The 21,968-nt window shown below is 68.1% G+C and carries 26 protein-coding genes; 9 read left to right on the top strand and 17 right to left on the bottom strand.

Features of this window, described 5'->3' with window-relative positions:
- The first annotated feature begins 93 nt into the window (after nt 1-93).
- Complete coding sequence (locus KUG38_RS00970) at nt 94-366, top strand: hypothetical protein (protein WP_216918630.1); 273 nt, start codon at nt 94-96, stop codon at nt 364-366.
- Between the two features lie 38 nt (nt 367-404).
- Here KUG38_RS00970 and KUG38_RS00965 read toward each other — a convergent pair whose 3' ends face one another.
- Nucleotides 405-980 (bottom strand): ferritin, encoded by a 576-nt coding sequence (locus tag KUG38_RS00965; RefSeq protein ID WP_216918629.1) that lies wholly within the window; start codon nt 978-980, stop codon nt 405-407.
- 143 nt (nt 981-1,123) lie between these two features.
- Between KUG38_RS00965 and KUG38_RS00960 the strand changes: the two genes are divergently transcribed.
- Nucleotides 1,124-1,627 (top strand): hypothetical protein, encoded by a 504-nt coding sequence (locus KUG38_RS00960; protein WP_216918628.1) that lies wholly within the window; start codon nt 1,124-1,126, stop codon nt 1,625-1,627.
- Here the strand turns inward: KUG38_RS00960 and KUG38_RS00955 are convergent.
- The 3 genes from KUG38_RS00955 to KUG38_RS00945 all read right to left on the bottom strand — a co-directional run bounded on the left by KUG38_RS00955 (nt 1,552) and on the right by KUG38_RS00945 (nt 3,281).
- Nucleotides 1,552-2,619 (bottom strand): histone deacetylase family protein, encoded by a 1,068-nt coding sequence (locus KUG38_RS00955; RefSeq protein WP_286195475.1) that lies wholly within the window; start codon nt 2,617-2,619, stop codon nt 1,552-1,554. The genes KUG38_RS00960 and KUG38_RS00955 overlap by 76 nt on opposite strands.
- Nucleotides 2,544-2,861: a DUF1830 domain-containing protein gene (locus KUG38_RS00950; protein WP_216918627.1), complete on the bottom strand. Its 318-nt coding sequence runs from the start codon at nt 2,859-2,861 to the stop codon at nt 2,544-2,546. Before KUG38_RS00950 ends, KUG38_RS00955 begins: the two co-directional genes overlap by 76 nt.
- 117 nt (nt 2,862-2,978) lie before the next feature.
- Entirely contained in the window at nt 2,979-3,281 is a 303-nt protein-coding gene (locus KUG38_RS00945) for a DUF8638 family protein (RefSeq protein ID WP_216918626.1), read from the bottom strand.
- Nucleotides 3,282-3,487: 206 nt separating this feature from the next.
- Between KUG38_RS00945 and KUG38_RS00940 the strand changes: the two genes are divergently transcribed.
- The gene (locus tag KUG38_RS00940; RefSeq protein WP_216918625.1) at nt 3,488-3,928 is read left to right on the top strand and encodes a DCC1-like thiol-disulfide oxidoreductase family protein; all 441 of its coding nucleotides are present in this window, start codon (nt 3,488-3,490) and stop codon (nt 3,926-3,928) included.
- Nucleotides 3,929-3,954: 26 nt separating this feature from the next.
- On the opposite strand, the gene KUG38_RS00935 is transcribed toward KUG38_RS00940, so the two are convergent.
- From KUG38_RS00935 to KUG38_RS00925, 3 genes are all read right to left on the bottom strand, one after another.
- Nucleotides 3,955-4,638, bottom strand: coding sequence for a M23 family metallopeptidase (locus KUG38_RS00935; protein WP_216918624.1), 684 nt, complete (start codon nt 4,636-4,638; stop codon nt 3,955-3,957).
- A 100-nt stretch (nt 4,639-4,738) separates the two neighbouring features.
- On the bottom strand, nt 4,739-5,446 hold the full coding sequence (locus KUG38_RS00930; RefSeq protein ID WP_216918623.1) for a hypothetical protein: 708 nt from the start codon (nt 5,444-5,446) through the stop codon (nt 4,739-4,741).
- Between the two features lie 18 nt (nt 5,447-5,464).
- Nucleotides 5,465-5,959: an RDD family protein gene (locus KUG38_RS00925; protein ID WP_216918622.1), complete on the bottom strand. Its 495-nt coding sequence runs from the start codon at nt 5,957-5,959 to the stop codon at nt 5,465-5,467.
- Nucleotides 5,960-6,003: 44 nt separating this feature from the next.
- Between KUG38_RS00925 and KUG38_RS00920 the strand changes: the two genes are divergently transcribed.
- Both KUG38_RS00920 and KUG38_RS00915 read left to right on the top strand, forming a co-directional pair.
- Entirely contained in the window at nt 6,004-6,240 is a 237-nt protein-coding gene (locus KUG38_RS00920; protein ID WP_216918621.1) for a hypothetical protein, read from the top strand.
- Between the two features lie 61 nt (nt 6,241-6,301).
- Nucleotides 6,302-6,706, top strand: a complete 405-nt coding sequence (locus tag KUG38_RS00915; protein ID WP_216918620.1) for a molecular chaperone DnaJ — start codon at nt 6,302-6,304, stop codon at nt 6,704-6,706.
- A 40-nt stretch (nt 6,707-6,746) separates the two neighbouring features.
- On the opposite strand, the gene KUG38_RS00910 is transcribed toward KUG38_RS00915, so the two are convergent.
- From KUG38_RS00910 to KUG38_RS00880, 7 genes are all read right to left on the bottom strand, one after another.
- Nucleotides 6,747-7,373, bottom strand: a complete 627-nt coding sequence (locus tag KUG38_RS00910) for a methyltransferase family protein (protein WP_286195474.1) — start codon at nt 7,371-7,373, stop codon at nt 6,747-6,749.
- 65 nt (nt 7,374-7,438) lie between these two features.
- On the bottom strand, nt 7,439-8,407 hold the full coding sequence (locus KUG38_RS00905) for a transglycosylase SLT domain-containing protein (RefSeq protein ID WP_216918618.1): 969 nt from the start codon (nt 8,405-8,407) through the stop codon (nt 7,439-7,441).
- Between the two features lie 38 nt (nt 8,408-8,445).
- Nucleotides 8,446-10,398, bottom strand: a complete 1,953-nt coding sequence (locus KUG38_RS00900) for an alpha-amylase family glycosyl hydrolase (RefSeq protein ID WP_216918617.1) — start codon at nt 10,396-10,398, stop codon at nt 8,446-8,448.
- Between the two features lie 4 nt (nt 10,399-10,402).
- Nucleotides 10,403-11,215: a PfkB family carbohydrate kinase gene (locus tag KUG38_RS00895; RefSeq protein ID WP_502988668.1), complete on the bottom strand. Its 813-nt coding sequence runs from the start codon at nt 11,213-11,215 to the stop codon at nt 10,403-10,405.
- A 96-nt stretch (nt 11,216-11,311) separates the two neighbouring features.
- A complete protein-coding gene (locus KUG38_RS00890; protein ID WP_216918615.1) occupies nt 11,312-12,148 on the bottom strand; it encodes an HAD-IIB family hydrolase in 837 nt (278 codons plus the stop codon).
- 22 nt (nt 12,149-12,170) lie between these two features.
- A complete protein-coding gene (locus tag KUG38_RS00885) occupies nt 12,171-14,312 on the bottom strand; it encodes an HAD family hydrolase (protein WP_216918614.1) in 2,142 nt (713 codons plus the stop codon).
- 88 nt (nt 14,313-14,400) lie between these two features.
- The gene (locus KUG38_RS00880) at nt 14,401-14,586 is read right to left on the bottom strand and encodes a chlorophyll a/b-binding protein (RefSeq protein ID WP_216918639.1); all 186 of its coding nucleotides are present in this window, start codon (nt 14,584-14,586) and stop codon (nt 14,401-14,403) included.
- A gap of 209 nt (nt 14,587-14,795) precedes the next feature.
- On the opposite strand from KUG38_RS00880, the gene KUG38_RS00875 reads away from it, so the two are divergent.
- On the top strand, nt 14,796-15,095 hold the full coding sequence (locus KUG38_RS00875) for a hypothetical protein (RefSeq protein ID WP_216918613.1): 300 nt from the start codon (nt 14,796-14,798) through the stop codon (nt 15,093-15,095).
- Here the strand turns inward: KUG38_RS00875 and KUG38_RS00870 are convergent.
- Both KUG38_RS00870 and KUG38_RS00865 read right to left on the bottom strand, forming a co-directional pair.
- Nucleotides 15,076-16,032 (bottom strand): isopenicillin N synthase family dioxygenase, encoded by a 957-nt coding sequence (locus KUG38_RS00870; protein ID WP_216918612.1) that lies wholly within the window; start codon nt 16,030-16,032, stop codon nt 15,076-15,078. The genes KUG38_RS00875 and KUG38_RS00870 overlap by 20 nt on opposite strands.
- A gap of 12 nt (nt 16,033-16,044) precedes the next feature.
- A complete protein-coding gene (locus KUG38_RS00865; protein ID WP_216918611.1) occupies nt 16,045-16,851 on the bottom strand; it encodes a prohibitin family protein in 807 nt (268 codons plus the stop codon).
- Between the two features lie 95 nt (nt 16,852-16,946).
- On the opposite strand from KUG38_RS00865, the gene KUG38_RS00860 reads away from it, so the two are divergent.
- The 3 genes from KUG38_RS00860 to KUG38_RS00850 are packed head-to-tail and all read left to right on the top strand — an operon-like array spanning nt 16,947 to nt 20,900.
- Complete coding sequence (locus KUG38_RS00860) at nt 16,947-17,891, top strand: AEC family transporter (protein ID WP_216918610.1); 945 nt, start codon at nt 16,947-16,949, stop codon at nt 17,889-17,891.
- Between the two features lie 36 nt (nt 17,892-17,927).
- Nucleotides 17,928-18,509, top strand: a complete 582-nt coding sequence (locus KUG38_RS00855) for a rhomboid family intramembrane serine protease (protein ID WP_094584070.1) — start codon at nt 17,928-17,930, stop codon at nt 18,507-18,509.
- A gap of 6 nt (nt 18,510-18,515) precedes the next feature.
- The gene (locus tag KUG38_RS00850; protein WP_216918609.1) at nt 18,516-20,900 is read left to right on the top strand and encodes a CPBP family glutamic-type intramembrane protease; all 2,385 of its coding nucleotides are present in this window, start codon (nt 18,516-18,518) and stop codon (nt 20,898-20,900) included.
- Here the strand turns inward: KUG38_RS00850 and ppk2 are convergent.
- Nucleotides 20,891-21,880 carry a polyphosphate kinase 2 gene (ppk2, locus tag KUG38_RS00845; RefSeq protein WP_216918608.1) on the bottom strand — a complete coding sequence of 330 codons (990 nt, stop codon included), beginning with the start codon at nt 21,878-21,880 and terminating at the stop codon, nt 20,891-20,893. The genes KUG38_RS00850 and ppk2 overlap by 10 nt on opposite strands.
- Nucleotides 21,881-21,968 lie beyond the last annotated feature (88 nt).

Below are 21,968 nucleotides of genomic sequence, written 5' to 3'. Positions count from 1 at the left end.
GCCGCCGACCTGATGCAGGTCCCCAGCGGCGAGACCAGCCTGCGCCTGGCACCGGCCCTGGTCGACGGTGCACCCCTGGCGGCCTGAACCGCGATGGCCGCCCCGATCCACACCGGCGACAGCCTCATCGGCAGCCTCTGCCGCGACATGGCCGCCGTGCGCCAGAGCTGGCAGCGGCTGAAGGGGCAGGGGGCCGCCTGCCGCGACGAACGGCTCCGCCTGAGGCTTGGCCGTGAAACCCGCCGACTCGAGCAACGCCGCCTGGAACTGCAGCGCCAGGCCCATGCACTGACGCGCCTGCCCCTGCGGGATCCCCTCGCCGCCGCCTTCCTGCTGGAGATCACCAGCCGGCCCCTGGCCGCCTGATCCGCCGGGGCAAGGGGGCCGGTCCCCGAGGGTCAGACCTAAGCAGCGACCGCCGCCTGGGCGGCCGCCAGTTCGCCATCGATCAGCAGCATGGAGGCAGCCTCCTGGCGCCCGAAGCGCACCCGACCGAGCAGGTGGGCCGCGCCGTTCTCGGCGGCGATCTGGCCCTGGATCATCGGGTCGAGGAAGACGGTGGTGCGCACGTCGCCGGCGCGCTCGGCCATGGAATAAAGGAGCTGCAGGGACGTGGTGACATCGGCCTCGAGGCGGAAGGCGTCCGCGAGCACAGCCTCGAAGTCGTTCCAGCGCTGGCAGGGGGCGGGCAGCTCGCCGAGGTCCACCGTCTGGCCGCGGGCGATCAGGTAATCGGCCAGCAGGCCGGCATGCTGCTGTTCGCCATGGGACTCGGCCATGAGGTGGGCGGCGAAGCCACGCAGTTCCCGCTCGGCGAACCACAGAGCCATGGCCCAGTAGGCGGCGCTGGCCTTGCGCTCCAGACCCAGGTGGTCCTGCAGACCCTCCAGCAGCCCGGCATCCATGGGCTGGGCCATGGGCCTCCCGGCGGGCCCGGTGGCCACCGCGGTGTTGGGCAGGGAGGAGGTCGTGGAGGTCATCACAAGCAGCCTGGGGGGAAGGACCCAAGGACCGTCCGCCCAATGTAAGGAGCCTGGCAACGGACCGGCCCATCAAGAACCGGGCCATTGCGCACGCGTCGCCGGAAGGGCTGCCCAGACTCAGGGGGCCCTGGAACGTCCCCATGGCCCCAGCCATCGACCACGCCCTGCGTCTGCGCAGCCTCTGGATCGCCTGGCTGCTGGCGATGCTGTTCCACGTGGAGCTGGGCCTGATGCCCCTGTTCCACGGGATCTCCCCGGAGATCCACGGCCACGTGGCGACCGCCCGGCTGCCGCTGCTGTTCGGCGCCATGCTGGGCTACTTTCTGGTGCCCCTGGCCGCGGTCGTGCTGATCGCCTACGCCGCCAGTGATCCGGGCCAGCCGCGCCGCTGGCGCCACTGGCGCGCCGCCCACTTCTGGCTGAGCGTTGTGTACACCCTCACCAACGTCCCCCATCTGGCCGCCGACATCCTGGTGCCGGACGCCCGGGCTGACCAGATCGTGCTGATGCTCGCCATGGTGCTGATCGGACTGCTGATCAACCGCGAGGCCTGGCTCTGGTGGCGGGGTCAGCGCGGCCCGCTGTCCCCCAGCAGGCAGGCCACGTGGGCGGCGCTGGCCGACGCCAGGCCCTCCAGGTCGTAGCCGCCCTCCAGGGCGGACACCAGACGGCCCTGGGCATGGTCGGCGGCAATGGTGAGCAGCAGCTGGGTCAGGGCCGCGAAATCCCCGTCCTGCAGCCGGAAATCCCCCAGGGGATCGCCGGCCCTGGAATCGAAACCGGCCGAGATCAGCACGAAGTCAGGGGCGAAGGCCTCGGCCAGTGGCAGGAGCTCCTCCCGCCAGGCGGCCACCAGCTCGGGCCCCGACGTTCCGGCCGGCAGGGGGCAGTTGCGGGTGTAGCCCGCCCCGGCCCCCTCCCCCTGCTCCCGGCGGCTGCCGGATCCCGGATAGAGGGGCGCCTGGTGGCTGCTGAAGAACAGCACCGAGGGGTCGCACCAGAAGATGTCCTGGGTGCCGTTGCCGTGGTGCACGTCCCAGTCGACGACAAGGATCTTCTCGAGACCATGGACCGCCTGCAGGTGGCGGGCGGCGACGGCCACGTTGTTGTAGAGGCAGAAGCCCATGCCCCGCGCCGCACTGGCATGGTGCCCGGGAGGCCTGACGACCGCATAGGCCCGGCGCACCCGCTGCTCCATGACGGCCTCCACCGCCGCCAGCACCCCCCCCGCCGCCAGCCGCGCCGTGCGCTCCGAGTGGGGGCTGATGGCGGTGTCGCCGGTGGAGAGCTGGTCCCGGCCCGCCTGGATGTCCTCCTCGACCCGCTGCAGGTACCCCGGGGTGTGGCAGCGCAGCAGCTCCGCATCCGTGGCCGGGCGCGGTGGAAGGATCCGGCAGCGGGCCAGCAGACCGGCCCGCTCCAGGCCCTGGATCACGGCATCGACCCGGGCGGGGCACTCCGGATGCCAGGGGCCGGTGAGGTGCTCGCGGTAACTGGCGCTGCAGACGATGCCGGTGGTCGGGGCCGGAGGCTGCAGGCCTGCGGGTGAGGAAGCCGGGGTCAGTGGGGCAGCAGACAGACCGAGCTGGCGTTGCCCCTCACCCCCACCGCTCGGTTCGGAACCTGGGGCAGCCATTCCGGACGGGGCGACAGCTCACTCTGCTGCATGGCCAGGGCATCGGCGGGGAGCCGTTCGCTGAGGACGACACCCGCCGAATCCCGCGCCCAGATCTCCACATCCGTGGCGAGTGGGCAATGGAAGGTGAGCACTTCGAAGGGAAAGACAACCCGTTCGAGGAAGAAATCCTCGGGTCCGCAGCAGCGGATGATCCGCATCCGTTCCGAACAGTTGCGATAGCTACAAAGCAAGGCATCCATGGCACCCTCCGACCGGACTGCGACCTGACCATGGCATCAACACACGCTCCCACACGCATGTCCGTTGCCGATGCGACGAAGATTCGGCAATGAGTGTTTCTACCGCTTAAGGGCGACTCAACTGCGCCTGAGCCAATGCGGAGCTCCGCTGAACCAATCCCCAAGATCGTCCCGGCCAGGATCGAATCCGCTGCTGTCACAAGGGTCGCCCAGATCCAGCGAGCCCATGAAGCGGTCGAGTTCCGATTCGGGCTCACCCCGCTGCTGGGTGCGCTGGGCCCGCCGCAACCAGCTCCAGACGCTGGCATCGCGATCAGCGAACTTCTGAACATAGATGCGCTCATGGAGGCTGACCGGGCGGGAATCGGCAATCCTGCCGATGATCTCCTGGAGCCTCAAGCGGGTGGTTGGTGTGAGCATCTTTCCAGTCATCCATTGGCAGAGGATCTAACCGTTCTGAGGAATCGAACGGTGCCGAGGATCACAGAATCCAGCCACCTGTCAGGACTTGGAGAAATCGATCTGTCGACGTCCCTGCGCCGCTCTTCTGCCGCCGGCGCCAGAATCGAATCTTCCGATCACGCTGCCGCCGTCTCGGCCGCCCACCCTTGATCCCCCCTGCAGCGATGGGCGCCCCCCCATCCCCACCGCCCGATCCGGCCCCGCAGACCCTGGGGCTCGTCGCCCCGCAGACCCTGCGCCTCGTCTACGACGGGGGCTGTCCGTTCTGCCGTCACTTCGCCCTCAGCAGCGAACTGCGCGGCGGGATCCCCCATCTGCAGATCGTCGATGGGCGGGCCGACGCGGCCCTGCGCCGTGACCTGCGGGAGCGGGGCCTGCCGCTGGCCCAGGGGGCGGTCCTGCTCCAGGGGGAGCGGGCCTGGCACGGGGCGGAGGCCGTGCGGCAGCTCTGCGCCCTGATGCGGCCCAGTGATCCCCTGCTGCAACTGCTGGTGCCGCTGTTCGACGGACCCTCCCGCAGCCGCCGCCTCTATCCCCTGCTGCTGGCAGCGCGGCGGCTGGCCCTGGCCCTGAAGCGCCTGCCGCTGGATCCCGACCGCCCCTGAACGGCGAGGGAAGACGACACCCTGGCTCAGGGCAGCGGCGGCAAGGGCGCCCGGCCCGCCACGGAGGGGCCGGTGCCGATCGTCTGCAGCAGCGGCGAGGGGTCCACAGCCACCAGTCGCCCCTGGCGCATCTGGCGCCACTCGAAGTGCAGATGGGCCGTGGTGGCCGAGCCACTGCTGCCCACCCGGCCGATGGGCTGCCCCGCCACCAGGCTCTCCCCGGGCAGAACCGCCACATCCAGCAGGTGGGCGTAAAGGCTCTGCCAGCCGAGACCGTGGTCGATCACCACGAGCAGGCCGTAGCCACCCACCTCATCCACCAGCCGCACGGTGCCCGGCAGCACGGCGAACACCGGCGTTCCCTCCGGGGCGATCAGATCGAGGCCGGTGTGCATGCGCCAGGCGTTGCGCGCGTCCGCCAGCCGCCAGCCGAACGGTGCCTGCTCGCTGGGCTGCAGGCCGAGGGGATAGCCCAGGGCCCCGGCCTGGGGCACCGGGAACGCCCCCACCGGAGCCGGCTTGTAGCGGGACCGCAGTGGATCCGGCAGACGATCGTTCTGCCCCAGGTCGCCCACCGGCACCTCCAGGGGAATCTCCAGCGGCCGGGGCGGCGGCTCCCCCATCGCCAGCAGGGGCAGGGGCGCCAGGGACAGGGGCACCAGCCAGGGCAGGGCCAGTGCCGTCAGAAACCGTGGGAAGCGGGAGACCATCCGCCTGCTGCAAGGGACCGTGAAGGCCTTGGTAACGCCCCTGGCCGCCGCTGCCAAGACGGGGATGTCAGGACGCGGATGCCCGTGGCGCCCGACACGGTCAGGGGGCGCTGGCGGGCTCCGGGCTCTGGGGCAGAACCACCATGGCGCCGGCGATGGCGGTGTCCATCACGATGCGCAGTGCCAGACAGGGATCGATCACCTCACGGCCCATGGTGATCGCCTTCTGGGCCACCAGGCCGAACAGGATCGGCCACTCCACCGGTTCGGGGCAGAACCGCTGGGCCAGCGGCAACAGGGCCGGCCAGAGGGTCGGCAGCGCCTGCAGGGATTCGGGCGACGGCTGGTGGGCGTCGGGCACCTGGGGCACACCGAAGTCCCCCTGGCCGAGGTGCTCCATCCCGTGGCGCCACAGGGCCGTCGGGTCCGGCAGGGCCGTGCAGCCCGCCTGCTGGGCGGCGCCGGCGGCCAGACCCCAGGTGGAATACGGATCGTTGAACAGGGCCTGGACCAGCCCCTCGCCCACCAGGCAGGACCCCCCGTCCCCGGTGCCGACCACGTGCAGTCCCGAGAGCTCCGCCAGGCCGGCCGCCCTGGACCGGGCCCGCACACCGGCCTGGCAGGCCTGGCCCGCCAGGGCACCGCAGACCGCCAGCAGCGATTCGACGTGCACGCCCCGGTCGGACGCCATGGCCTTCAGGAGCCGGCGGCTGATCTCTTCGGCCCCGATCCGGGCCCCCACCAGGGGGTCCTGGGCACGGCGGGCGGCGATGGCCTCATCGAGGGGATCGGGGGAGGGAGCTGTCATGGCCGCAGGGGACGGATGTCAGGGAGGTCCAGCACCAGCGTTCCCGGCCCCGGTCGCACGACGGGGCACCCGGATCACCACCGTGCCGGCGAGCTTGTCATGCCAGCCCTGGCGCCGGGGATCCCAGGCGATCCAGAGGAAGCCCAGGAGCAGGGGCAGGGTCGAGAGGATGTAACCCACGTAGCGCAGGCACCACTGACGCAGGCCGGGTTCGCCGCCTGTTGCGGCATCGACGATTCTCAGGCGGAGCATCAACTTGCCGGGCGTGCCCTGCTTCCAACGCCAGAACAGGATCACCACCAGAGCCGACACCACCGTGCTGAGTACGAGAACCGCCGTCTCGTCGGGCACGATGAAAACCAGAAGCGGCAGTGGGGCGGTGATGATCAGCATCAGCACCGAATCGATCAGCGAGGCCGCCGTACGGACCCGGAATCCCGCGTAGGCGATGGCCGGGGCGGGGGAGGTTTCGCTGCGCTCCATCGGGCCATCTTCTCCTCCCGAGAGCGTCATGGGGCGGAGCGGTGTTAGGACTGTGGAGATTCTCTCCTTGGCCGATGCGAGCCCTTACCTTCGTCTTCGCCCTGATGGTGGGTCTGGCCATGGCGTTTCTCGCTCCGGCGATGGCCGGTGGCCACGACCAAGCCCCCGCTGCGGTGGTTGCTCCCGAGATGGCCGATGTGGCGGCCACGGATCTTCTGGCCACGGATTTGCTCGCCAGCGACCTGCTCTCCAGCGACCTGCTCGCCGAACTGAGCATCGATCCGGCCCCCGGCCTCGACGTCGCGGCCTGAGTCGCGACCACCCCTTCAAGGCAACCTCATCAACGCAACGGTCGGGCTGGCACCTGAACCCATGGCTCGCACCCTGCTCGACCCCCGTCTGACCCTGGTGTCCTTGCGGCCGGAGCAGCCTGACAGCGCTGCCTCGGACCGATCCGATGAGCCGCTCGGCAAGGGCTTCGCGGCTTCACGCCCCCGCGGCCAGGGCAAGGCCTCCGGTACCAAAGGCCGCCGCAAGAAGGGCACGGGCCTCTCCGCCGCCGACCACGGCCCCCTCGGCCGGAGCCCAAGCCTGGAGGCCATCGAGGCCAGGGCCCGTCTCGGGCTGGCCCTGGCGGGCCGGCTCCGGGAAGCCGATGTGACCGCAGCCTGGAAGCGGGCCGCCGCCGAGCATCACCCTGACCGGGGCGGCCGCCACGCCACCATGCAGGCGGTCAATGGCGCTCGGGATGTGCTGCTCGGCAGGGGTCTCGGCTGACGCCAGGCTTCCTGAGCCCTGCTCCGCTTCCCCTGCAGCGTCAGACGAGCCCCGGCAGCAGCCACCAGCTGCTCTGGCGATAGGCCTCGAAAGCGGGATAGCGCTCGGCCATGGAGGCTTCCTTGCGGATCATGCGAGGGAGGTAGAGCGCAAGCACCGAGGCGGGCAGCAGCCAGGCCCACGGCGAACCGGCGATCACCGCGAAGCTGCTGTAGCGGAGCAGGTCGCCCAGGTAGTTGACATGGCGGACGCGACGCCAGGCCCCGTCCGCCACCAGGGTGGCCCCCAGGGCCTTGGCGGTGCCCTTCTGCACATCGGCCGCCGTGTTCAGCAGCGATCCGAAGATGTAGAGGCTGAGCCCCAGGGCAATCGTCAGCGGGCCGATGGGCACCGGATTGGCCATGGCCAGCCAGCCGGGCACGGCGTAGAACACCCCGACGTAGAGCACCACCGCGATGGCCTGCGGCGGCTGAACCACCTCGGTGAAGAGCTGGGTGGTGCGCCAGGGGAACAGCACCTCCTCGAGCAGCCACCAGAGGCAGTAGCTGATGTGAAGGGCCAGGTAGATGGCGACCCGCCCGGACTCCACCCCCAGAACCAGGGCCGGCACCAGCAGCCCCACGATCGTGGTCACCTTGGCGATGTTGATCGCTTGCAGCTGGGTCATGGGCCGCTGGGTCATGGGGAAGCCGGGTGATCGGAGCCCAGCGGGATCCCATGCTGGCAGGCTCCTCAGGGTCCCGGAGGGGCCGAGGCGGGGAAGCGCTTCAGGTAGGTGCCGACCGCCAGGGGGCGGGGCTGGTTGTAGCCCACCGGCAGCCAGAGGTCGCCGGCGGCGGAGGCGTAATGGATCTCCCAGTGGTAGAGACCCGTGAAGGCCTGGGGATCCATGCGCAGCAGCTCGGCGTAGAGCAGAACGGCCCGCACGTAATGCCGGCTGTTGTTGTAGCCCCAGAGCCCCCGGCGGATGTCCCGCAGGCCACCGCGGCGCACCAGGTAGCGGGCCGCGGCGTGGATCGCGTCTTCGGGATCGCGGATGTCGCCCTTGCCGACGCCCGGCTGGGCCCAGGTGGTGGGGAGGAACTGCATCGGGCCCCGGGCGTCGGCGACGGAGACGCCATCGATGCGGCCCATGCCCGTTTCGACCAGGTTGATGGCGGCCAGGACCTCCCAGGGGATGCCGGTGGCGGCGGACGCCTCCCGGTAGTAGCGCAGCAGGTCGGCGGCGGGCTCGGGCGGGATGATCCGCCAGGCGGGAACGACGGCGGGGCGCCGCCCCCCCCGGTGCATGGCCAGAAACTCCCGGCGAGCCGCCACGTGGCGGTCCATCACCCCCTGCCAGCGGACCGGCAGGAAGGCCCGCACCCGGGCGGCCAGGGCCGGATCGGTGGCAAGCCGGCGATAGATGACCTGCTGGCGGTGCCCCAGCTCGCTCAGGAGCCCGGCCGGGGTCTCAGTGGAGCGGAGGGCCAGCTCGGCGGCGGCCAGCTGGGAGGCGATGGCGGCGGGGTCCGCCGGCAGCCGGGGATAGGCGCGCGGGGCCGGCTGCGGCGGCGATGGCTCCGGCGTCGCGGGTGTTGTCGAGGCTGGAGTGGACGCTGCGGGGGTGCTGCCGCTGGGGGCCGGCTGCACCGACACGGTGACCGCCACCGCCGCCGAAGCCAGCAGCAGGGCCAGCAGAACGGGGGTGACGACGCGCATGGGCAGGGGAAGCGTCGGGCGGGGGGAGAATCGGGCGCTCAGGTCTTGGTCAGCCAGTAGAACTGGTAAGCCTGCAGCACGATGCGGCTGCCGGACTGGGACGGCCGCCGGCCCGAGTGAAGATCGACCAGTCCATCGTGGCTGCTGAAGACCTGCGGCACCAGGCTTTCGAGGTCGAAGAACCGGGGCTGGTCGTTGAAGTTGGCCACCACCAGCACCAGCTCCGATGGCCGCAGGTGATTGGTCCGCACGAACGCCAGCAGATGGTCGTTATCCAGGGACAAGATCTGGCGATTGTTGAAATCGGCAAAGGCTGAGATCTCCTTGCGAATCGCGATCATCTTCTTCATCGCCGAGAAGATCGTATGCTCCACGGTTCCCTGCCTCCATCGGAGCTCGGCCCTGGTCCAGTTGATCTTGGGGCGGTGCACCCAGCGGGTGTCATTGCACTTGCTGGGGTCGGCATAGAAGCTGTAATCGTTCAGCACACCAAGGGCATCGCCGTTGTAGATGAGCGGGATTCCCCCGAACGAAAGGATCACCCCATGCATCAGCAGGATGCGGCTGATGGCGGTGGCGATCAGCTGCTGATCCTTCGATTCGAGGGCCGACTCCAGACCGACCAGGGAAGCCAGGGAACCGCAGATGCGCGCATCACCCGTGGTGTCGTTGGGCATGAAGATGAGCCCGCGGGGAATCGCATCGAAATCCCCCTTGAAATACTCAATCAGAAAGCGCCGGTGGGCACGGGGGTCGTAGCCCACCTGTTCGATGTCACTGTCATCGAAGCCGAAGCCGATGTCGTCATGGCAGCGGACGTAGTTCAGCCAGGTGGCCCGTTCCAGCTTGTTGGGCAGGCTCTTGAGGCCCTGGCAGAGGAGCCGGGTGTTGCGGGTGGCCACCCCGTCCCAGAGCAAGGCCATCAGGGTGGCGTTGTAGGCAATCTCACATTCCTTGGCCACGATGGCGTCTTCACCGAAGTATTTGGTGATCTCGGTGGGGGCCACGATGGCCTCGGCGATGAACAGGACACCTGGCGCGGTCACCTGGCAACAGTCCTTCATCAACTGCAGGATGAGGTGGGCCTTGCGTTCGTTTTGGCAGCTGGTGCCGAGCTTCTTCCAGAGAAAAGCAACGGCATCGAGCCGCAGAACATCCACACCCTGGTTGGCCCAGAACAGCAGCACATCGAGCATTTCGATGAATACCGCCGGGTTGGAGTAGTTGAGGTCCCACTGGTATTCGTGGAAGACCGTCATCACCCACTTCTGCATCTCCCCATTCCAGGTGAAATTACCCGGATCGCTCTCGGGGAACACCTCGGGCATGCTCTGCTCGAAGACATCGGGAATATCCCTACCGTCAAAGACGTGGTAATAATCCTGATAATGCTGTTCACCATCCATCGCACGCTGGGCCCACTCGTGCTCATCCGATGTGTGGTTGAGAACGATATCAAGAACCAGCAGGATTTCACGCTTTCTGAACTCGTCGGCAATCCCGCACAGATCATCAAGCGTGCCGACCCTGGCATCGATGCGGCGGAAGTCACTGATCGCATAGCCACCGTCGCTCTTTCCAGCTGGACACATCAGGATCGGAAGGATGTGCACCATGTTGATACCCAGCTCCTGGAAGTAGCCGATCTTGCTGGCCAGATCAGGAAGGTTCTCAGCGAAGCCATTGGAGTAAACGGCCATCCCGACCCACTTCTGGGAGAGGAACCAGTTGTAGTCATTCTCCCTTTGGATATCGAGCGATTCAAGATCGGGCGAACGATCGATGTAGCCACGGGCCATGGTTTCGACCAGGCGCAGAAGCTGGAACTTGAAGTCGTCACGTCGGCCGTAGAGAGTGACGAACAACGAATGGATGGCGTAGAAGTTGGCGCCCAGCCTGGTGTAGAAGTGACGCAAGTCCTGGCGTCGGATCTCAGGACGCAGATCATCCAGGATGGAATTCAACAGGGAGTGGGAAATCTGTTCGTACATCGGATCAGCCAACCCCCCATGACGCCAGAAACTGCGCGTAGAGCGACGGGTCATCGATGGTGGCACCGCGCTGTGACACCAGGGCCGCGGCGAAATCGCCGGCACGGGCGACGGTCTCGGCCCATGGCCACCCCTGGCTGAGCCCCAGCAGCAGGACGGCGGCAAACCCATCCCCCGCACCCACCGTGTCGACAACGGGGCCAGCGGCGGCGGCGGCGACGGAAACGATCACGCCGCCACGCCAGTGCAGGGCACCGAGGGCACCGCGGGTGACCACCAGGGTCTCCAGACGGTGACGCTCAGCAAAACGGTGCATGGAGGCGGCCAGGGCGTCCCGATCGTCCTCGGGCGGCCCGTCCGGGGTCAGCAGGGCCAGTTCCGCCGCATTGAGCTTGACGTGATCGGCAGCGTCCACCAGGGGCAGAACCGTCTCGATCGACCACCAGGGGCGGCGCAGGTTCACATCCAGGACGATCGGCCCCCGATGCCGTGACTTCAGGGACGTCAGGGCCGACGCCGAGGGTTGATGGCGAAGGGCCAGGGTCCCGTGGTACAGGAGGCCCGCGGCCGGGACCATGGCTGGTTCGGGCGGATCGATGAAGTCGTAGGCACTGCCCGACAAGATCGCGTAGCGGGGCTCGCCATCGACGAGGGTGACGCTCACCCGGCCGGTGGGATGGCACGGATCTGTCTGCAGAGCGGACGCATCCAGGCCCCAGCGCCCCATGGCGGAGCGGATCCGCTCGCCTCTGGCATCCCCGCCGACCCGGCTGACCAGTCGGGGAGACAGGCCGAACCCCCTGAGGTGCCAGGCCACATTGAAGGGCGCACCACCAAGAACTTCGGTGGCATCCGGAAAACAATCAAACAGAACTTCTCCAAATATGGTGATCGGACATCGCGTCGGCATCGTTCAATCCAGCTCCGGAATGGCCTCGGCATGAAAATGGCCGATCCCTTCCAGGATGCCGGCACTGTAGTTGCCGTTCATGCCCTGAAAGCCACCTCTGGCAAGATACAAAAGCTCAGACGTACCGTTTCGGGCCGCCTCCCGCACGGCCCGCTCGACCACATCCGGATGGGCATTGGCGACCAGCACGGCCGGCAGCCGGCTGGTGAGCACGCAGAGATCATTGCCGCTGTCACCGGCGTAGAGCGTCTGTTCAGCGGAAAAGCCCTGCTCCCGCATCAGAAACTCGACCGCATGGAGCTTGCCGGCCCGCTGCGGCAGGACATCCAACAGGCCGACACGCGCCGGCTCATCGTTGCTGAAGATCAGCGTGGTTGCGATCGCCAGGGGCTCGAGGCAGGCCTGAATGGCCCGCGTGAGGGCGGGGAGATCGGCCTGCGGTGAAAGGAAGAAACTGAGCTTGTGGGCGTTCTGCCTGTCCTCGGGCTGCAGCACCAGGCCGGGACATCCCCCCAGAAGGGCGCGCAGCTGGCCCGCGGAACAGCCCTGCCAGTCCGCGGCGATGTACCGCGACCAGGCGTCGAGAAGGGACCAGCCATCGCCGTCCCTGACGTGGATGGAGCTGCCGACGTCGCCGATGATCCAGTGCGGCTGGGGCAGGTCATACTCCCGAATCGATTGCTCGACCAAGGCCAGATGCCGGCCGCTGACGTAGGCCAGCGAGATCCCGGGCTGGCGCAGCACCCGGGTCAGCATGGCTCGGGCCCCCTCCGATTCGGGCATCACACCATTGGGAAGCAGGGTGCGATCCAGGTCCGTGCAGAGCAGCAGACGTCGCATCAGCGGGAGGTGCGGGGACTGCTCATCGCCCGAAGAAGTCATAGTGGTCGATGGCCTCGAGGATCCCAGAGGCATGGGCTCTGGCAGAGAAATAGACCCGTTCGGAGTCACTGAGCTGGGTCAGTTCCTGACGATGGGGGCTGTCGACCACCACGCCAAGGGTCTGGCCACGGAGCATGTCTTCATCATCACGGGATCCACCGTTCACCAGAACATGCTGCAGGGGAATCTTCCACTGGTTGGCGACATAGCGCAGGGCCTGGCCCTTGGAGGCGCGGGCCGGAACGAAGTCAAGAAACTGGCCGAACGAGAGGCTGGTATGGGCAGAGAGCTCATGCTGTCGCAGCAGGGTTAGAATCTCCTCCATCGCAGGCGCCTGCTGGGGATCATAGAAATAGGAGAGCTTGAATCGGCTCTGGTGTTCCTTCGCCTGCAGGGTCAGACCGGGTAATGGATCCATCAGGCGTTTGAGAGCCTGGGGTGTCCAGAGATGATCAATATGGTGGATCCAGGAGATGTCCGTCGTCAACTGGGGTGGGGTATAGATCTCGGTTCCCAGGCTTGTGATGAGCACGTCGGGCATGGGGATGGCATGAATCTTCAGGAGCTTGAGCACCGAGTTGAGCCGTCGTCCGGTGGCAATCCCGAACAGCACCCTGCGGTGCTGCTCCCTCATCAACTTCACGAAGCGAGAGAGGGCCTCCGGATCACCCAGAAGGGTGTTGTCGATGGCGGTGAAGATGGCGCGGGTTCTTGTCTGAACGGCGGGTGGCTTCGCCAGCGGGGCCGGACGGGCCACCACGCGGTTCTGAACGATCAGATCCTCCACCAATTTCAGATACCGGTTGGCATGAGCTTCCCAGGAATAGAACCTGGCAATCGTCGTCAGGCCATTGTCAGAGAATGTGGACCACACAGCATCATCTTCGAGAATCATCAGCAGGGCGCCGGCAATCGATGCTTCATCAAGAGGATCAATCAGCAGACCATTCCTGCAATTCCCGATGATGTCGACGGGTCCACCGACTTCCGTCGCCACGAGCGGCAGTCCACTGGCCGCCGCCTCGAGCAGGGTGAGCCCAAAGGGTTCGGTGAGGGCCGGGTTGACAAAAACCCCTCGTGAGGAGGCGGCCAGTCGATAGATGTCGGCCACATCACTGGGGGCGTGGTGCTTGGGCAGGGCCACCAGGCCATTGAGCTCATGGCAGTCGATCACAAGAAGCAGCTCGGTCAGAACCTGCTGGGCGCCCTCATTCAGCTCACGGATGTCATTTCGATTCCCGGCAACAATCACAAGATTGGCCAGCTTCTGCAGGCGCTTTGACTTGCCATAGGCCTCCAGGAGGGTGACGATGTTCTTGCGCTCATCCGGCCTTGAGAGCGCCAGAATCATCGGCTTCTCAGGCTCCCTGAGATACTTAGCAAGGGTGCCGGCAAAGGCAACCGGGCCATCCTCAGATGTCGGTGGATGGAACTGATTGAGGTCGGTGCCCGGTGGGATGACCGACATCTTCTCAGGGGTGTAGCAGTCGTAGAGCTCGTATTGATCTTCGATCTCATTGTGGGTGCTTGTGATCACAAGACTGGCACTGTTCAGCACATCCTCTTCGGCGCTGATTCGCTCCGCCATCCGATAACGCTTCTGGATCTCCTCGACGGACAGACCGAGGGCCAGGAGCCGGCGCAGCTTGTCCCTGCCGAGGGAGTGGCCAGTGTGGATGAGCGGCAGACCCGTGAGATGGGAGAGGCGCACTCCGACATAACCGGCATCGGCGTAATGGCTGTGGAGAACGTCCGGCCGGCTCGGCTGATGATGGAGCCAGCTGAAGAGCTCATCGGTGAAGGCGTCGAGATGGCCCCAGAGCTCTTCCTTGGGGATGTAGAGATCCGGTCCTGCAGGAAGCCGAAGAATGCGTGCGTTGTCATCCAGAACTTCGATCGGCTTGTCGTAGTCCGTCGAGACGTCTGCATCCTTGATGCAGCGCGTGACCAGATCCACCTGGGCCACCCCAGGCTGGCGGGCCAGGGCCCTGGTCAGTTCCACCACGTATTTCGTCTGTCCGCCCGTATCGGCGTCACGGCCGAGCTCGAGATTCTTGCCACGGATGAGGCCGTGGATGCTGATCATGACGATGTACAGAGGGCTGGTCCCGGCGCCGGCCATCACGTTTCCCGTCGGGCCTGGCCCTCAGTCGGGGATGGCGGCCCCATGGAAGGCCGCCCCTGGGATGGAGCGCTCCGGCAGGGGGGCCTCAGCCCAGCAGCCAGCGCAGCATCAGGCCCAGCTGGCCGAGGATTCCCCTGCCGGTGAACTCCTCGCCGATCAGGGCCGCCAGGAATCCGATCATCGCCACCCGCCCGTTGAGACGCTCGACCCCCGCCAGGGCGGCCCGGTTCCAGGGGCGGGCGGTGGTGAGGCCTTCCCCGAAGCGCTCCAGGGGCTCGTATTGAAAGGCCTGGCCGCCTGCGGCCCTGCTGTCCTGATCGGTGCTGCTCGCTCTGGTGCTGCCCTCGCTTGCGCCGGGTTCCTGCCTGCTGCCTTCGTCCACGGAGTCCGCCTCTGGGTGGGCCCAGCCTATGGGCCCCCCGCAGACCGGTGGCGCGCCGGAGCGATCCGGCTACAGTACAGATGTACCAGAGGTCTGCCATGGCACCCGGCCAGATCGATCCAGCGGTGGCCCCCCTGAGGCGGGCCAACCCCCAGCGCTTCCGCGAGGCCCGAGCCGGGCACCTGGCCGTGGTGGCCATGGCCGGCAGGCCATGGTTCATCGGCTGGATCTGTGAGCTCAGCGGCCCTACTCCGGCCGATTTCGCCCGGGTGCTCAACATCGACACCGGCGACATCGAGAGAATCCCGGCACCCTGGATCGTCGAACTCATGGGTGACGGCGGCCTTCTGAACAACCGCTATCCTCGCCAGCGGATGCTCAGTTCTCGAGCAGATTGATGCGGTAAAGCACCTCTTCGAGGGCATCTGCAGCGGATATGGCGCTGTAACGCTGCGGCTGATCGGGACCGCAGCAGGAGGGCACCGGCGCCAAGACCGTCCAGGGTCTCGCATGGCAGAACTGCACGACGCTGTGGCGCTCTTCGGTGGCCCCCGGCGGCGCCACCACCCGATGCCAGCCGGTGGGAATCTGACCGTTGGAGAGACGCTCCAGCATCAGCCCCGTGTTGATGATCACCCGGCCCTCCGGCGGAGCCGCCTCCACCCATTCCCCGGCCACGCGCACCTGCAGCCCCGGCCCGGTGGCCCTCGGCAGGGCCGTGATCAGATTGATGTCCCCATGGGCCGCCGCCCAGACATGCCCCTCCCCCGGTGCCTGGGCCATGGGGGGATAGCGCAGGGCCCGGGTGAGGGTGGGGGCCTCCCGCACCATCTCCTCGAAGAAGCTGTCGGCACAGCCCATGCCCACGGCGATCACCCGCAGAAAGCGCCGCTGGAGATCGGCGATCGCCCGGTGGAACTCCCCCAGCACGGCGGTGATGCCGGGAACGGCCGCCTCCGGCAGGACCGGATCGGGATAGAACGCCGGGAAACGGAGCCGCAGGGGATGGCCAGTGGGCAGCGGGGCCGCCCAGTTCAGCATCTCCTTCCAGTCCGGGTGATCGCTGCCGGCGGCCGTCTCCACCAGCACCTCCGTGTAACCGGTCTGACCGCTGGCGCCGGGGGCCCGGAAGCGCCGCTTGGTGTCGGCCTCGAGCGCGAAGAACCGCTGCAGGAGGCCGTAGGCGGAGTCCAGCAGGTCAACGGGCAGATCGCTGCTGGTGTAGACGAAGCCGTTGGCCAGGCTGCGCCTCACCCCATCGACCACGGCGTCGCGGGCCCTCGCATCCCCCCGTTCGAAGCCCAGCAGATCGACATCGAGAATCCCCTCGTCCATCGGGCGTCCCGCTCAGCGGCGGCCGTTGACGATCACCGGGCTGGCGCCGCCCCCGGCCGCCCCAGGCAGGGCCGGCACCACCGAGGTCTGCCCATCCCATTTGTCCAGGAACAGCTTGTAGAGCACCTGGTCATCGAGGCTGGAGTTGAGGGTCTGGTAGCGCTTGGCCTCCTGCTCGGCGATCAGCACCTCCGTCTGGGCCCGCAGCAACTGCTGCTCGGCGATCTGCTTCTGCTCGATCGCGGCGCGGTACTCCTCGGCGATCTGCAGGCCGGTGAGATCCAGGCCCTGGACGGTCACGTAGTCGAACTTGCGCAGCTCCTCGGCCACCTTCTCCTGCACCAGTTCGGAGATGGAGTTCCACTCGGTCGCAATCGTCACCAGTTCGTACTGGGAGAACACCGACTTGAGGGCCTTCAACAGGGAGGGTTGAATCACCCGCGGATAGATCTGCTGGTCGTCGGTGGCGATCGTCTCGTAGATGCGACCCGCTTCGGCGGGCTTCATGGCGTACTTCACGGTGGCGGTGGCCTGGATCACCTGCAGGTCCTTGGTGAGGGTGGAGAACTGCTCCGGCCGCACCTGGGTGCGCACATCAAAGAGTGAGGTGTTCTGGGCCAGGGGGACCTTGAAGTTGGCCCCCGGCTGCCGTGGCTCACCGGTGACCTTGCCGAGGGTAGTGACCACGGCCACACTGCCCGCCGGCACGATGAACACCGTCTGGGTCAGCAGCACCAGGCCGGCGAGCACGGCGGCGAAGACCAGCTGCCAGAGCCCGCCGAAGCCGTTGTCGGCACCGGAGCGCATGGGGGATTGCATCGAAGACCTGGGCACCTGGGGAAGCGACGACCCTAGGCAGCGCCGCAGGCCGGGCACCGCCATGGTGGGTACGCCAGGGGTGTAGTGGAGGGCTGGTGCTGCGGTTCCTGCTCGAACTGATCCCCTGCCTGGGCCTCGGACTGCTGCTGGGGATGCGCTTCCCCGGGCTGCCCGGACGGCTCGCCCCGCCGCTGATCACCTGGGGCATTCCCATCAGCCTGGTGGCCCTGCTGCTGCGGTCGGGCTTCCAGGCCGAGCTACTCACGGCGGCCCTGATGGCGGCGGCCGCCTCGGGCCTGGGCCTGCTGCTGCTGCGCCTGCCGGCCCTGGGCCGGTGCATCCCTGAGGGCAGCCTGCAACTGGGCTGCGTCGTGGGCAACACCGCCTACTGGGGGCTGCCCGTGGCCCTGGCCCTGCTTCCCCCCGAGGCCATCGGCTTCACGATCACCTTCGATCTGATGGCCACGCTGATCACTTGGAGCCTCGGTCCGCTGCTGGTGGACCGGCGCGCCACCGGCGTGGGACGCCAGCTGCGGGTGCTGGCCACCAGCCCGGCCATGCGGGGTCTGGCGCTGGCCGTGCTGCTGCACCAGACCCCCTGGAGCGCGGTACTGGCCCAGTGGCTGTGGTGGCCGGCCCGGCTGGTGGTCCTGGTGGCCCTGGCCCTGGTGGGGATGCGGCTGGGGCTGATGCTCCGGCGCCGCCCGGCGGGCACGGCCGGTCCCACCGGGGGTTCGGCGCTGGTGGCGCCCCTGGTGGGCAAGCTGCTGGTGCTCCCGGCGGCCATGCTGCTGCTCGCCGTCCTGCTGGGGCTGCCCTCGCCGTTGCGGGACGCGGTGGTGCTGCAGGCGGCGGCCCCCACCGCTATCTCGGTGCTGCTGCTCACGGAAGCGGCCGCTGCCGGGCGGCAGGAGACCGCCGGAGCCGGGCGGCGGCAGGCGACCGATGTAGTGGCGTCGCTGGTTCTCTGGAGCACCGCCCTGGCCCTGGTCTCGGTTCCGCTGTGGTGGTGGCTGCTGAGCGGTCCACTGGGGAGCTAGGACAGGCCCACACGCATTGCCGGTTCGCCTGCGGCCATGGCCGGATCCCTTGCCCAGCGGCTCGACCGCAGCCTGTCCCGCCTGAAGGGCATGGCCGTGCTGCCGGTGCTGATCCTGGCGGTGCCCTGGGTCCAGGAGATCATCGACCAGGTCTTCTTCGGAGGCCGCTGGAACCTGCCGATGGTGCCGGGGGGGCCTTTCCTCGGGGTGCTCACCGCCCCCTTCAGCCATGGAGGCTTCGGCCACCTGATCAGCAACAGCCTGTGGTTCCTGCCCCTGTCCTGGCTGGTGCTGGCCAAGAGCCGGGGCGACTACCTGGCCGTGTGGCTGGGGGTCTACGCCACGGCCATCCCGGTCTGGCTGTTCTGGCACCAGGCCAGCCATGGCCTGTCCGGGGTCATCTACGGACTGCTGGGCTATCTGCTGCTGATTGGCTGGCTGGAGCGGCGCCCCCTCTCGATCCTGCTGTCGCTCACCGCCCTGTTCGCCTACGGAGGGGCGCTGCCCAGCCTGCTGCCGTTCCTGAGTCCCCCGGGGGTGAGCTGGATCGGCCACGCCTCCGGTTTCGCCGGCGGCGTGCTCGCCGCCCTGGCGATTCACCGGGAAAGCGGCGGTTAGGGCCCCATGCCGCCACCCCCTGCCGAGCCCGGGCGGCCTCGCCCCGACCGTCGCCGCCGGCTGGCGCTTCTGACGGCCGTTCTGGCCATGGCCCTGCTGGTCCTGCCCCTGGCCAGGGGTGCCCTGGGGGCAACGCCACCACCACCGCCCACCAGCTACGACCTGGCCTGGCAGGCGCCCTTCAACCGACCGGAGCACTATCCGCTGGCGCGTCGGCCGGATCCGGCCCTCTACCGCCCCCACGGCGACTGGTTCGGGCGTCTGATCCTTCCCGCAGCGGCCGAAATGGCCCCGGGCGGCGGCGACTGGGTGTGGCTGGAGCTTGAGCAGGCCCCGGCGGGCCAAGAGGCCCTGGTCGGCCAGCGCCTGCGGCTGGTCTGGCAGGACGAGCCGATGCTGCGGGCCCTGGTGGGCAAGGTGAGCACGCCGGTGCGGCTCGGGGCCCAGGCCCGGCTGGCGGCGCAGCAGGGCAATGTGGTGCCCACCCGCCTCGAAGGCCGCAACGACGTCGGCCCGCTGCAGACCCTGGCGGGGGCCCATCCCCACGACGACATCACCGTGGCGCTCGAGGACGTGGACGTCGAGCGGCGGGACGGGAACACCGTGCTACGGATCGGTCGCCCGCCCCTGCAGAGCACGGGCCGCTGGGTGGGTCTGGTGCGATTGCTCTCCCGCGACCCTGCCGACCCGGAGCGCTTCCGGGTGCAGCACTACGACCGGAGCCGGGGGGACTTCGGCGGCCCGATCGAGACGGTGCGACTGCCCCGCCAGCCCCCCGATCGCCATGGCCGACGCTTCTTCGACCCGCAGGGACTGCTGGAGTCCCCTGTGGGCAGCGACGGCTGGTACCTCTACGGCGCCCCGGACAGCGAAGGGACCTTCACCGCCCAGGCCATAGAACCCCGCCACCTCACCCGCCTGGAGAGCGACCGGGTTCTGCGGGGCACCGCCGCCGGCCTCAACGAAATCAGCCGCATCAACTGGAGCGACAGCGAGACCCGGCGCGGCCGCTTCAGCCGGGTGGGCCTGGATCCCGATGGGGAGCACGACCCCTGGCAAACCGGCGACCGTTCCCTGCTGATCCACAACTTCGGCGGCATCGGCGGGCCCGATGGCGAACCGATCAGCGGCTTCACGGTGACGGGCCACTTCGCCTTCGGTGCCGCCCGGGTCGTGATTGATCCCTTCAGCGGCGAGCCCCGCTTCGACCTTCGCTACCACCAGATCTACGCCAACAATCCCAACGGCATCGTCTCGGGCAGCCAGGACTGGAGCGCCTACACCGGCAACCTGCAGCGGGGCTGGCTCGGAACACGGCCGATTTCGGACGTGCTGGTGCGCACCGACCCCCTGCTGCTGGAGGAACTGGCGATCCAGGCGGAGGTGCTGATGGCCCGCTACCGCAGCGGCGACGGCGGCGGCGTCTCGCTGGTGTCGCCGGCCATCTCCTGCGTGCAGGATTCCAGCCAGGCCCTCTGGATCGCCATCGATCAGCTGCGGCGCCGACGCCGTGAGCTTGACGGCACCGAAATCCCCCGGCTCGCCTCCCTGGCCCGCTCCCTTGATGCCCTGCTGGCCCCCTTCGGCATGGTCCGCGCCGACTGGCGCCACAACGCCTCGCTGATGGACCGCCCCGGCGATGCACCGGACCGCTTCCGGGCCAGCCCCAGCCTCTGGGACGGACTGATCAGCTGGCGATCGATGCTGCCCCGCCGTGCCCACGACGAGATGGCCCGGGTGTTCCTGCGCCACGGGGACCCGCTCCATGTGCTGCGCACCAACCAGCTCCCCGGCGCCGACCGGCGCCTGGCCCCCCTGGCGCCGACCCAGCTCCTCGGCCAGCTGCCCGTGGTGGGGCTGGCCCTGCCCCGGCTGATGGATGCCTTCTTCACGCCCCTCGGCGGAGGCGGCCTGGCCCTGACGGCTCTGCTGCTGGGGGCGTACGCCGCCGTCGCCCTGCCGCTGGGGCGCCGCAGCGGCTTCCTGCCGGCGACGGCTTCAGCGGTGCGGCCCTGGCTGCTGCTGCGCCGGGCCCCAGCCCTGCTGCTGACGCCGGCGCTGGTCGAGGAGACCCTGTTCCGGGCCGCGCTGCTGCCGCACCCCCTCGAAGGTCTGGGCATCGCGGAAACCGTCGCCTGGGGGGCCCTGAGCGTGGGGCTCTTCGTCGCCTGGCACCCGCTGGCCGGCCGGCTCTGGTACCGCCGGGGCCGGAGGCTCTTCGACGACGGTCGCTTCCTGCTCCTGGCCGCCCTGCTGGGGCTGACCTGCGTGATCGCCTATCAGCTCACCGGCTCCATCGGGGCACCGGTGCTGATCCACTGGCTGGTGGTGCTGATCTGGCTGGAGCTGCTCGGGGGCCGCCGCTGGCTGGTGGAGGGGGCTCAGGGATAGGCGTTGGGCACGAAGAACTGCTCGTTCATCGGGGGACGCTGGTAGTCGGCACCGCTCTTGCGGGGGGGCAGTTCGATCGCCTTGGGTGTCATGTCCTCGTAGGGGACCTTGCTGAGCAGGTGACGGATGCAGTTGAGCCTGGCCCGGCGCTTGTCATTGGCCTCAACGGTGAACCAGGGGGCCTCCGGGATGTTGGTGTGGGCGAACATCTCATCCTTGGCCCGGGAGAACTCCACCCAGCGGTCCCGGGATTCCAGGTCCATCGGGCTCAGCTTCCATCGGCGGGCCGGATCCTCCAGCCGGGAGCGGAAACGGGCCTCCTGCTCGTCATCGCTGACGGAGAACCAGTACTTGATCAGGGTGATGCCGCTGCGCACCAGCATGCGCTCGAACTCCGGGCAGGAAAGCATGAATTCATTCACCTGTTCCGGCGTGCAGAAGCCCATCACCTTCTCGACGCCGGCTCGGTTGTACCAGCTGCGGTCGAACAGGACGATCTCCCCCGCGGAGGGGAAATTCTCGACGTAGCGCTGGAAGTACCACTGGGTCTTCTGCTGGTCGGAGGGGGTGCCGAGGGCCACCACGTTGCAGCCCCGTGGGTTGAGCGGCTCGGTGATGCGCTTGATGGTGCCACCCTTGCCAGCGGCGTCCCGGCCCTCGAACAGCAGGATCATGCGGTAACCCACATGCTTCGCCCAGTACTGCATCTTCACCAGCTCCACCTGGAGCCGGGCCAGTTCCTTCTCGTAAAACTTGCGATCCAGTTTCGGGGGACGCCCCTCGGAATGGTTGGAGAGGTCGTCGAAGATCGGAGAGGGCCTGTAGAGATCCGACTCGCTCACACCAGAAGAATCGAGCCCGTAGCCGGAGGCGCTGTCCGATCGAGGCTTCCCACCGGATTCCTTCTTCTTTGGCGACTTGATCTTCAGGGTCTTGATCTTGAGACCACCTTTGTCCTTCTTGCCCAAACCTTTGCCCATACCTTTGCCCATACCTTTGCCCATCCTGCCGACAGTGGTGTGCTGCCTACGGAATAGCGGCTCAAGGGGGTGCCGAGAGCAACAAGGG

The sequence above is a fragment of the Synechococcus sp. CCAP 1479/9 genome, assembly GCF_019038535.1.
Classification (GTDB): domain Bacteria; phylum Cyanobacteriota; class Cyanobacteriia; order PCC-6307; family Cyanobiaceae; genus Cyanobium.
The sequence above is the reverse complement of the archived record's forward strand: the minus strand, read 5'-3'. Positions and strand labels throughout refer to the sequence as shown.

What these genes read in the sequence shown, in the direction of transcription:
- ppk2 (WP_216918608.1), bottom strand. Translation starts at nt 21,880, where the DNA reads ATGGGCAAAGGTTTGGGCAAGAAGGACAAAGGTGGTCTCAAGATCAAG.
- KUG38_RS00930 (WP_216918623.1), bottom strand. Translation starts at nt 5,446, where the DNA reads ATGACAGCTCCCTCCCCCGATCCCCTCGATGAGGCCATCGCCGCCCGC.
- KUG38_RS00955 (WP_286195475.1), bottom strand. Translation starts at nt 2,619, where the DNA reads ATGGCTGCCCCAGGTTCCGAACCGAGCGGTGGGGGTGAGGGGCAACGC.
- KUG38_RS00945 (WP_216918626.1), bottom strand. Translation starts at nt 3,281, where the DNA reads ATGCTCACACCAACCACCCGCTTGAGGCTCCAGGAGATCATCGGCAGG.
- KUG38_RS00875 (WP_216918613.1), top strand. Translation starts at nt 14,796, where the DNA reads ATGGCACCCGGCCAGATCGATCCAGCGGTGGCCCCCCTGAGGCGGGCC.
- KUG38_RS00915 (WP_216918620.1), top strand. Translation starts at nt 6,302, where the DNA reads ATGGCTCGCACCCTGCTCGACCCCCGTCTGACCCTGGTGTCCTTGCGG.
- KUG38_RS00890 (WP_216918615.1), bottom strand. Translation starts at nt 12,148, where the DNA reads ATGCGACGTCTGCTGCTCTGCACGGACCTGGATCGCACCCTGCTTCCC.
- KUG38_RS00870 (WP_216918612.1), bottom strand. Translation starts at nt 16,032, where the DNA reads ATGGACGAGGGGATTCTCGATGTCGATCTGCTGGGCTTCGAACGGGGG.
- KUG38_RS00920 (WP_216918621.1), top strand. Translation starts at nt 6,004, where the DNA reads ATGCGAGCCCTTACCTTCGTCTTCGCCCTGATGGTGGGTCTGGCCATG.
- KUG38_RS00960 (WP_216918628.1), top strand. Translation starts at nt 1,124, where the DNA reads ATGGCCCCAGCCATCGACCACGCCCTGCGTCTGCGCAGCCTCTGGATC.
- KUG38_RS00905 (WP_216918618.1), bottom strand. Translation starts at nt 8,407, where the DNA reads ATGCGCGTCGTCACCCCCGTTCTGCTGGCCCTGCTGCTGGCTTCGGCG.
- KUG38_RS00940 (WP_216918625.1), top strand. Translation starts at nt 3,488, where the DNA reads ATGGGCGCCCCCCCATCCCCACCGCCCGATCCGGCCCCGCAGACCCTG.
- KUG38_RS00970 (WP_216918630.1), top strand. Translation starts at nt 94, where the DNA reads ATGGCCGCCCCGATCCACACCGGCGACAGCCTCATCGGCAGCCTCTGC.
- KUG38_RS00910 (WP_286195474.1), bottom strand. Translation starts at nt 7,373, where the DNA reads ATGACCCAGCTGCAAGCGATCAACATCGCCAAGGTGACCACGATCGTG.
- KUG38_RS00885 (WP_216918614.1), bottom strand. Translation starts at nt 14,312, where the DNA reads ATGGCCGGCGCCGGGACCAGCCCTCTGTACATCGTCATGATCAGCATC.
- KUG38_RS00925 (WP_216918622.1), bottom strand. Translation starts at nt 5,959, where the DNA reads ATGACGCTCTCGGGAGGAGAAGATGGCCCGATGGAGCGCAGCGAAACC.
- KUG38_RS00850 (WP_216918609.1), top strand. Translation starts at nt 18,516, where the DNA reads ATGCCGCCACCCCCTGCCGAGCCCGGGCGGCCTCGCCCCGACCGTCGC.
- KUG38_RS00965 (WP_216918629.1), bottom strand. Translation starts at nt 980, where the DNA reads ATGACCTCCACGACCTCCTCCCTGCCCAACACCGCGGTGGCCACCGGG.
- KUG38_RS00950 (WP_216918627.1), bottom strand. Translation starts at nt 2,861, where the DNA reads ATGGATGCCTTGCTTTGTAGCTATCGCAACTGTTCGGAACGGATGCGG.
- KUG38_RS00865 (WP_216918611.1), bottom strand. Translation starts at nt 16,851, where the DNA reads ATGCAATCCCCCATGCGCTCCGGTGCCGACAACGGCTTCGGCGGGCTC.
- KUG38_RS00935 (WP_216918624.1), bottom strand. Translation starts at nt 4,638, where the DNA reads ATGGTCTCCCGCTTCCCACGGTTTCTGACGGCACTGGCCCTGCCCTGG.
- KUG38_RS00855 (WP_094584070.1), top strand. Translation starts at nt 17,928, where the DNA reads ATGGCCGGATCCCTTGCCCAGCGGCTCGACCGCAGCCTGTCCCGCCTG.
- KUG38_RS00900 (WP_216918617.1), bottom strand. Translation starts at nt 10,398, where the DNA reads ATGTACGAACAGATTTCCCACTCCCTGTTGAATTCCATCCTGGATGAT.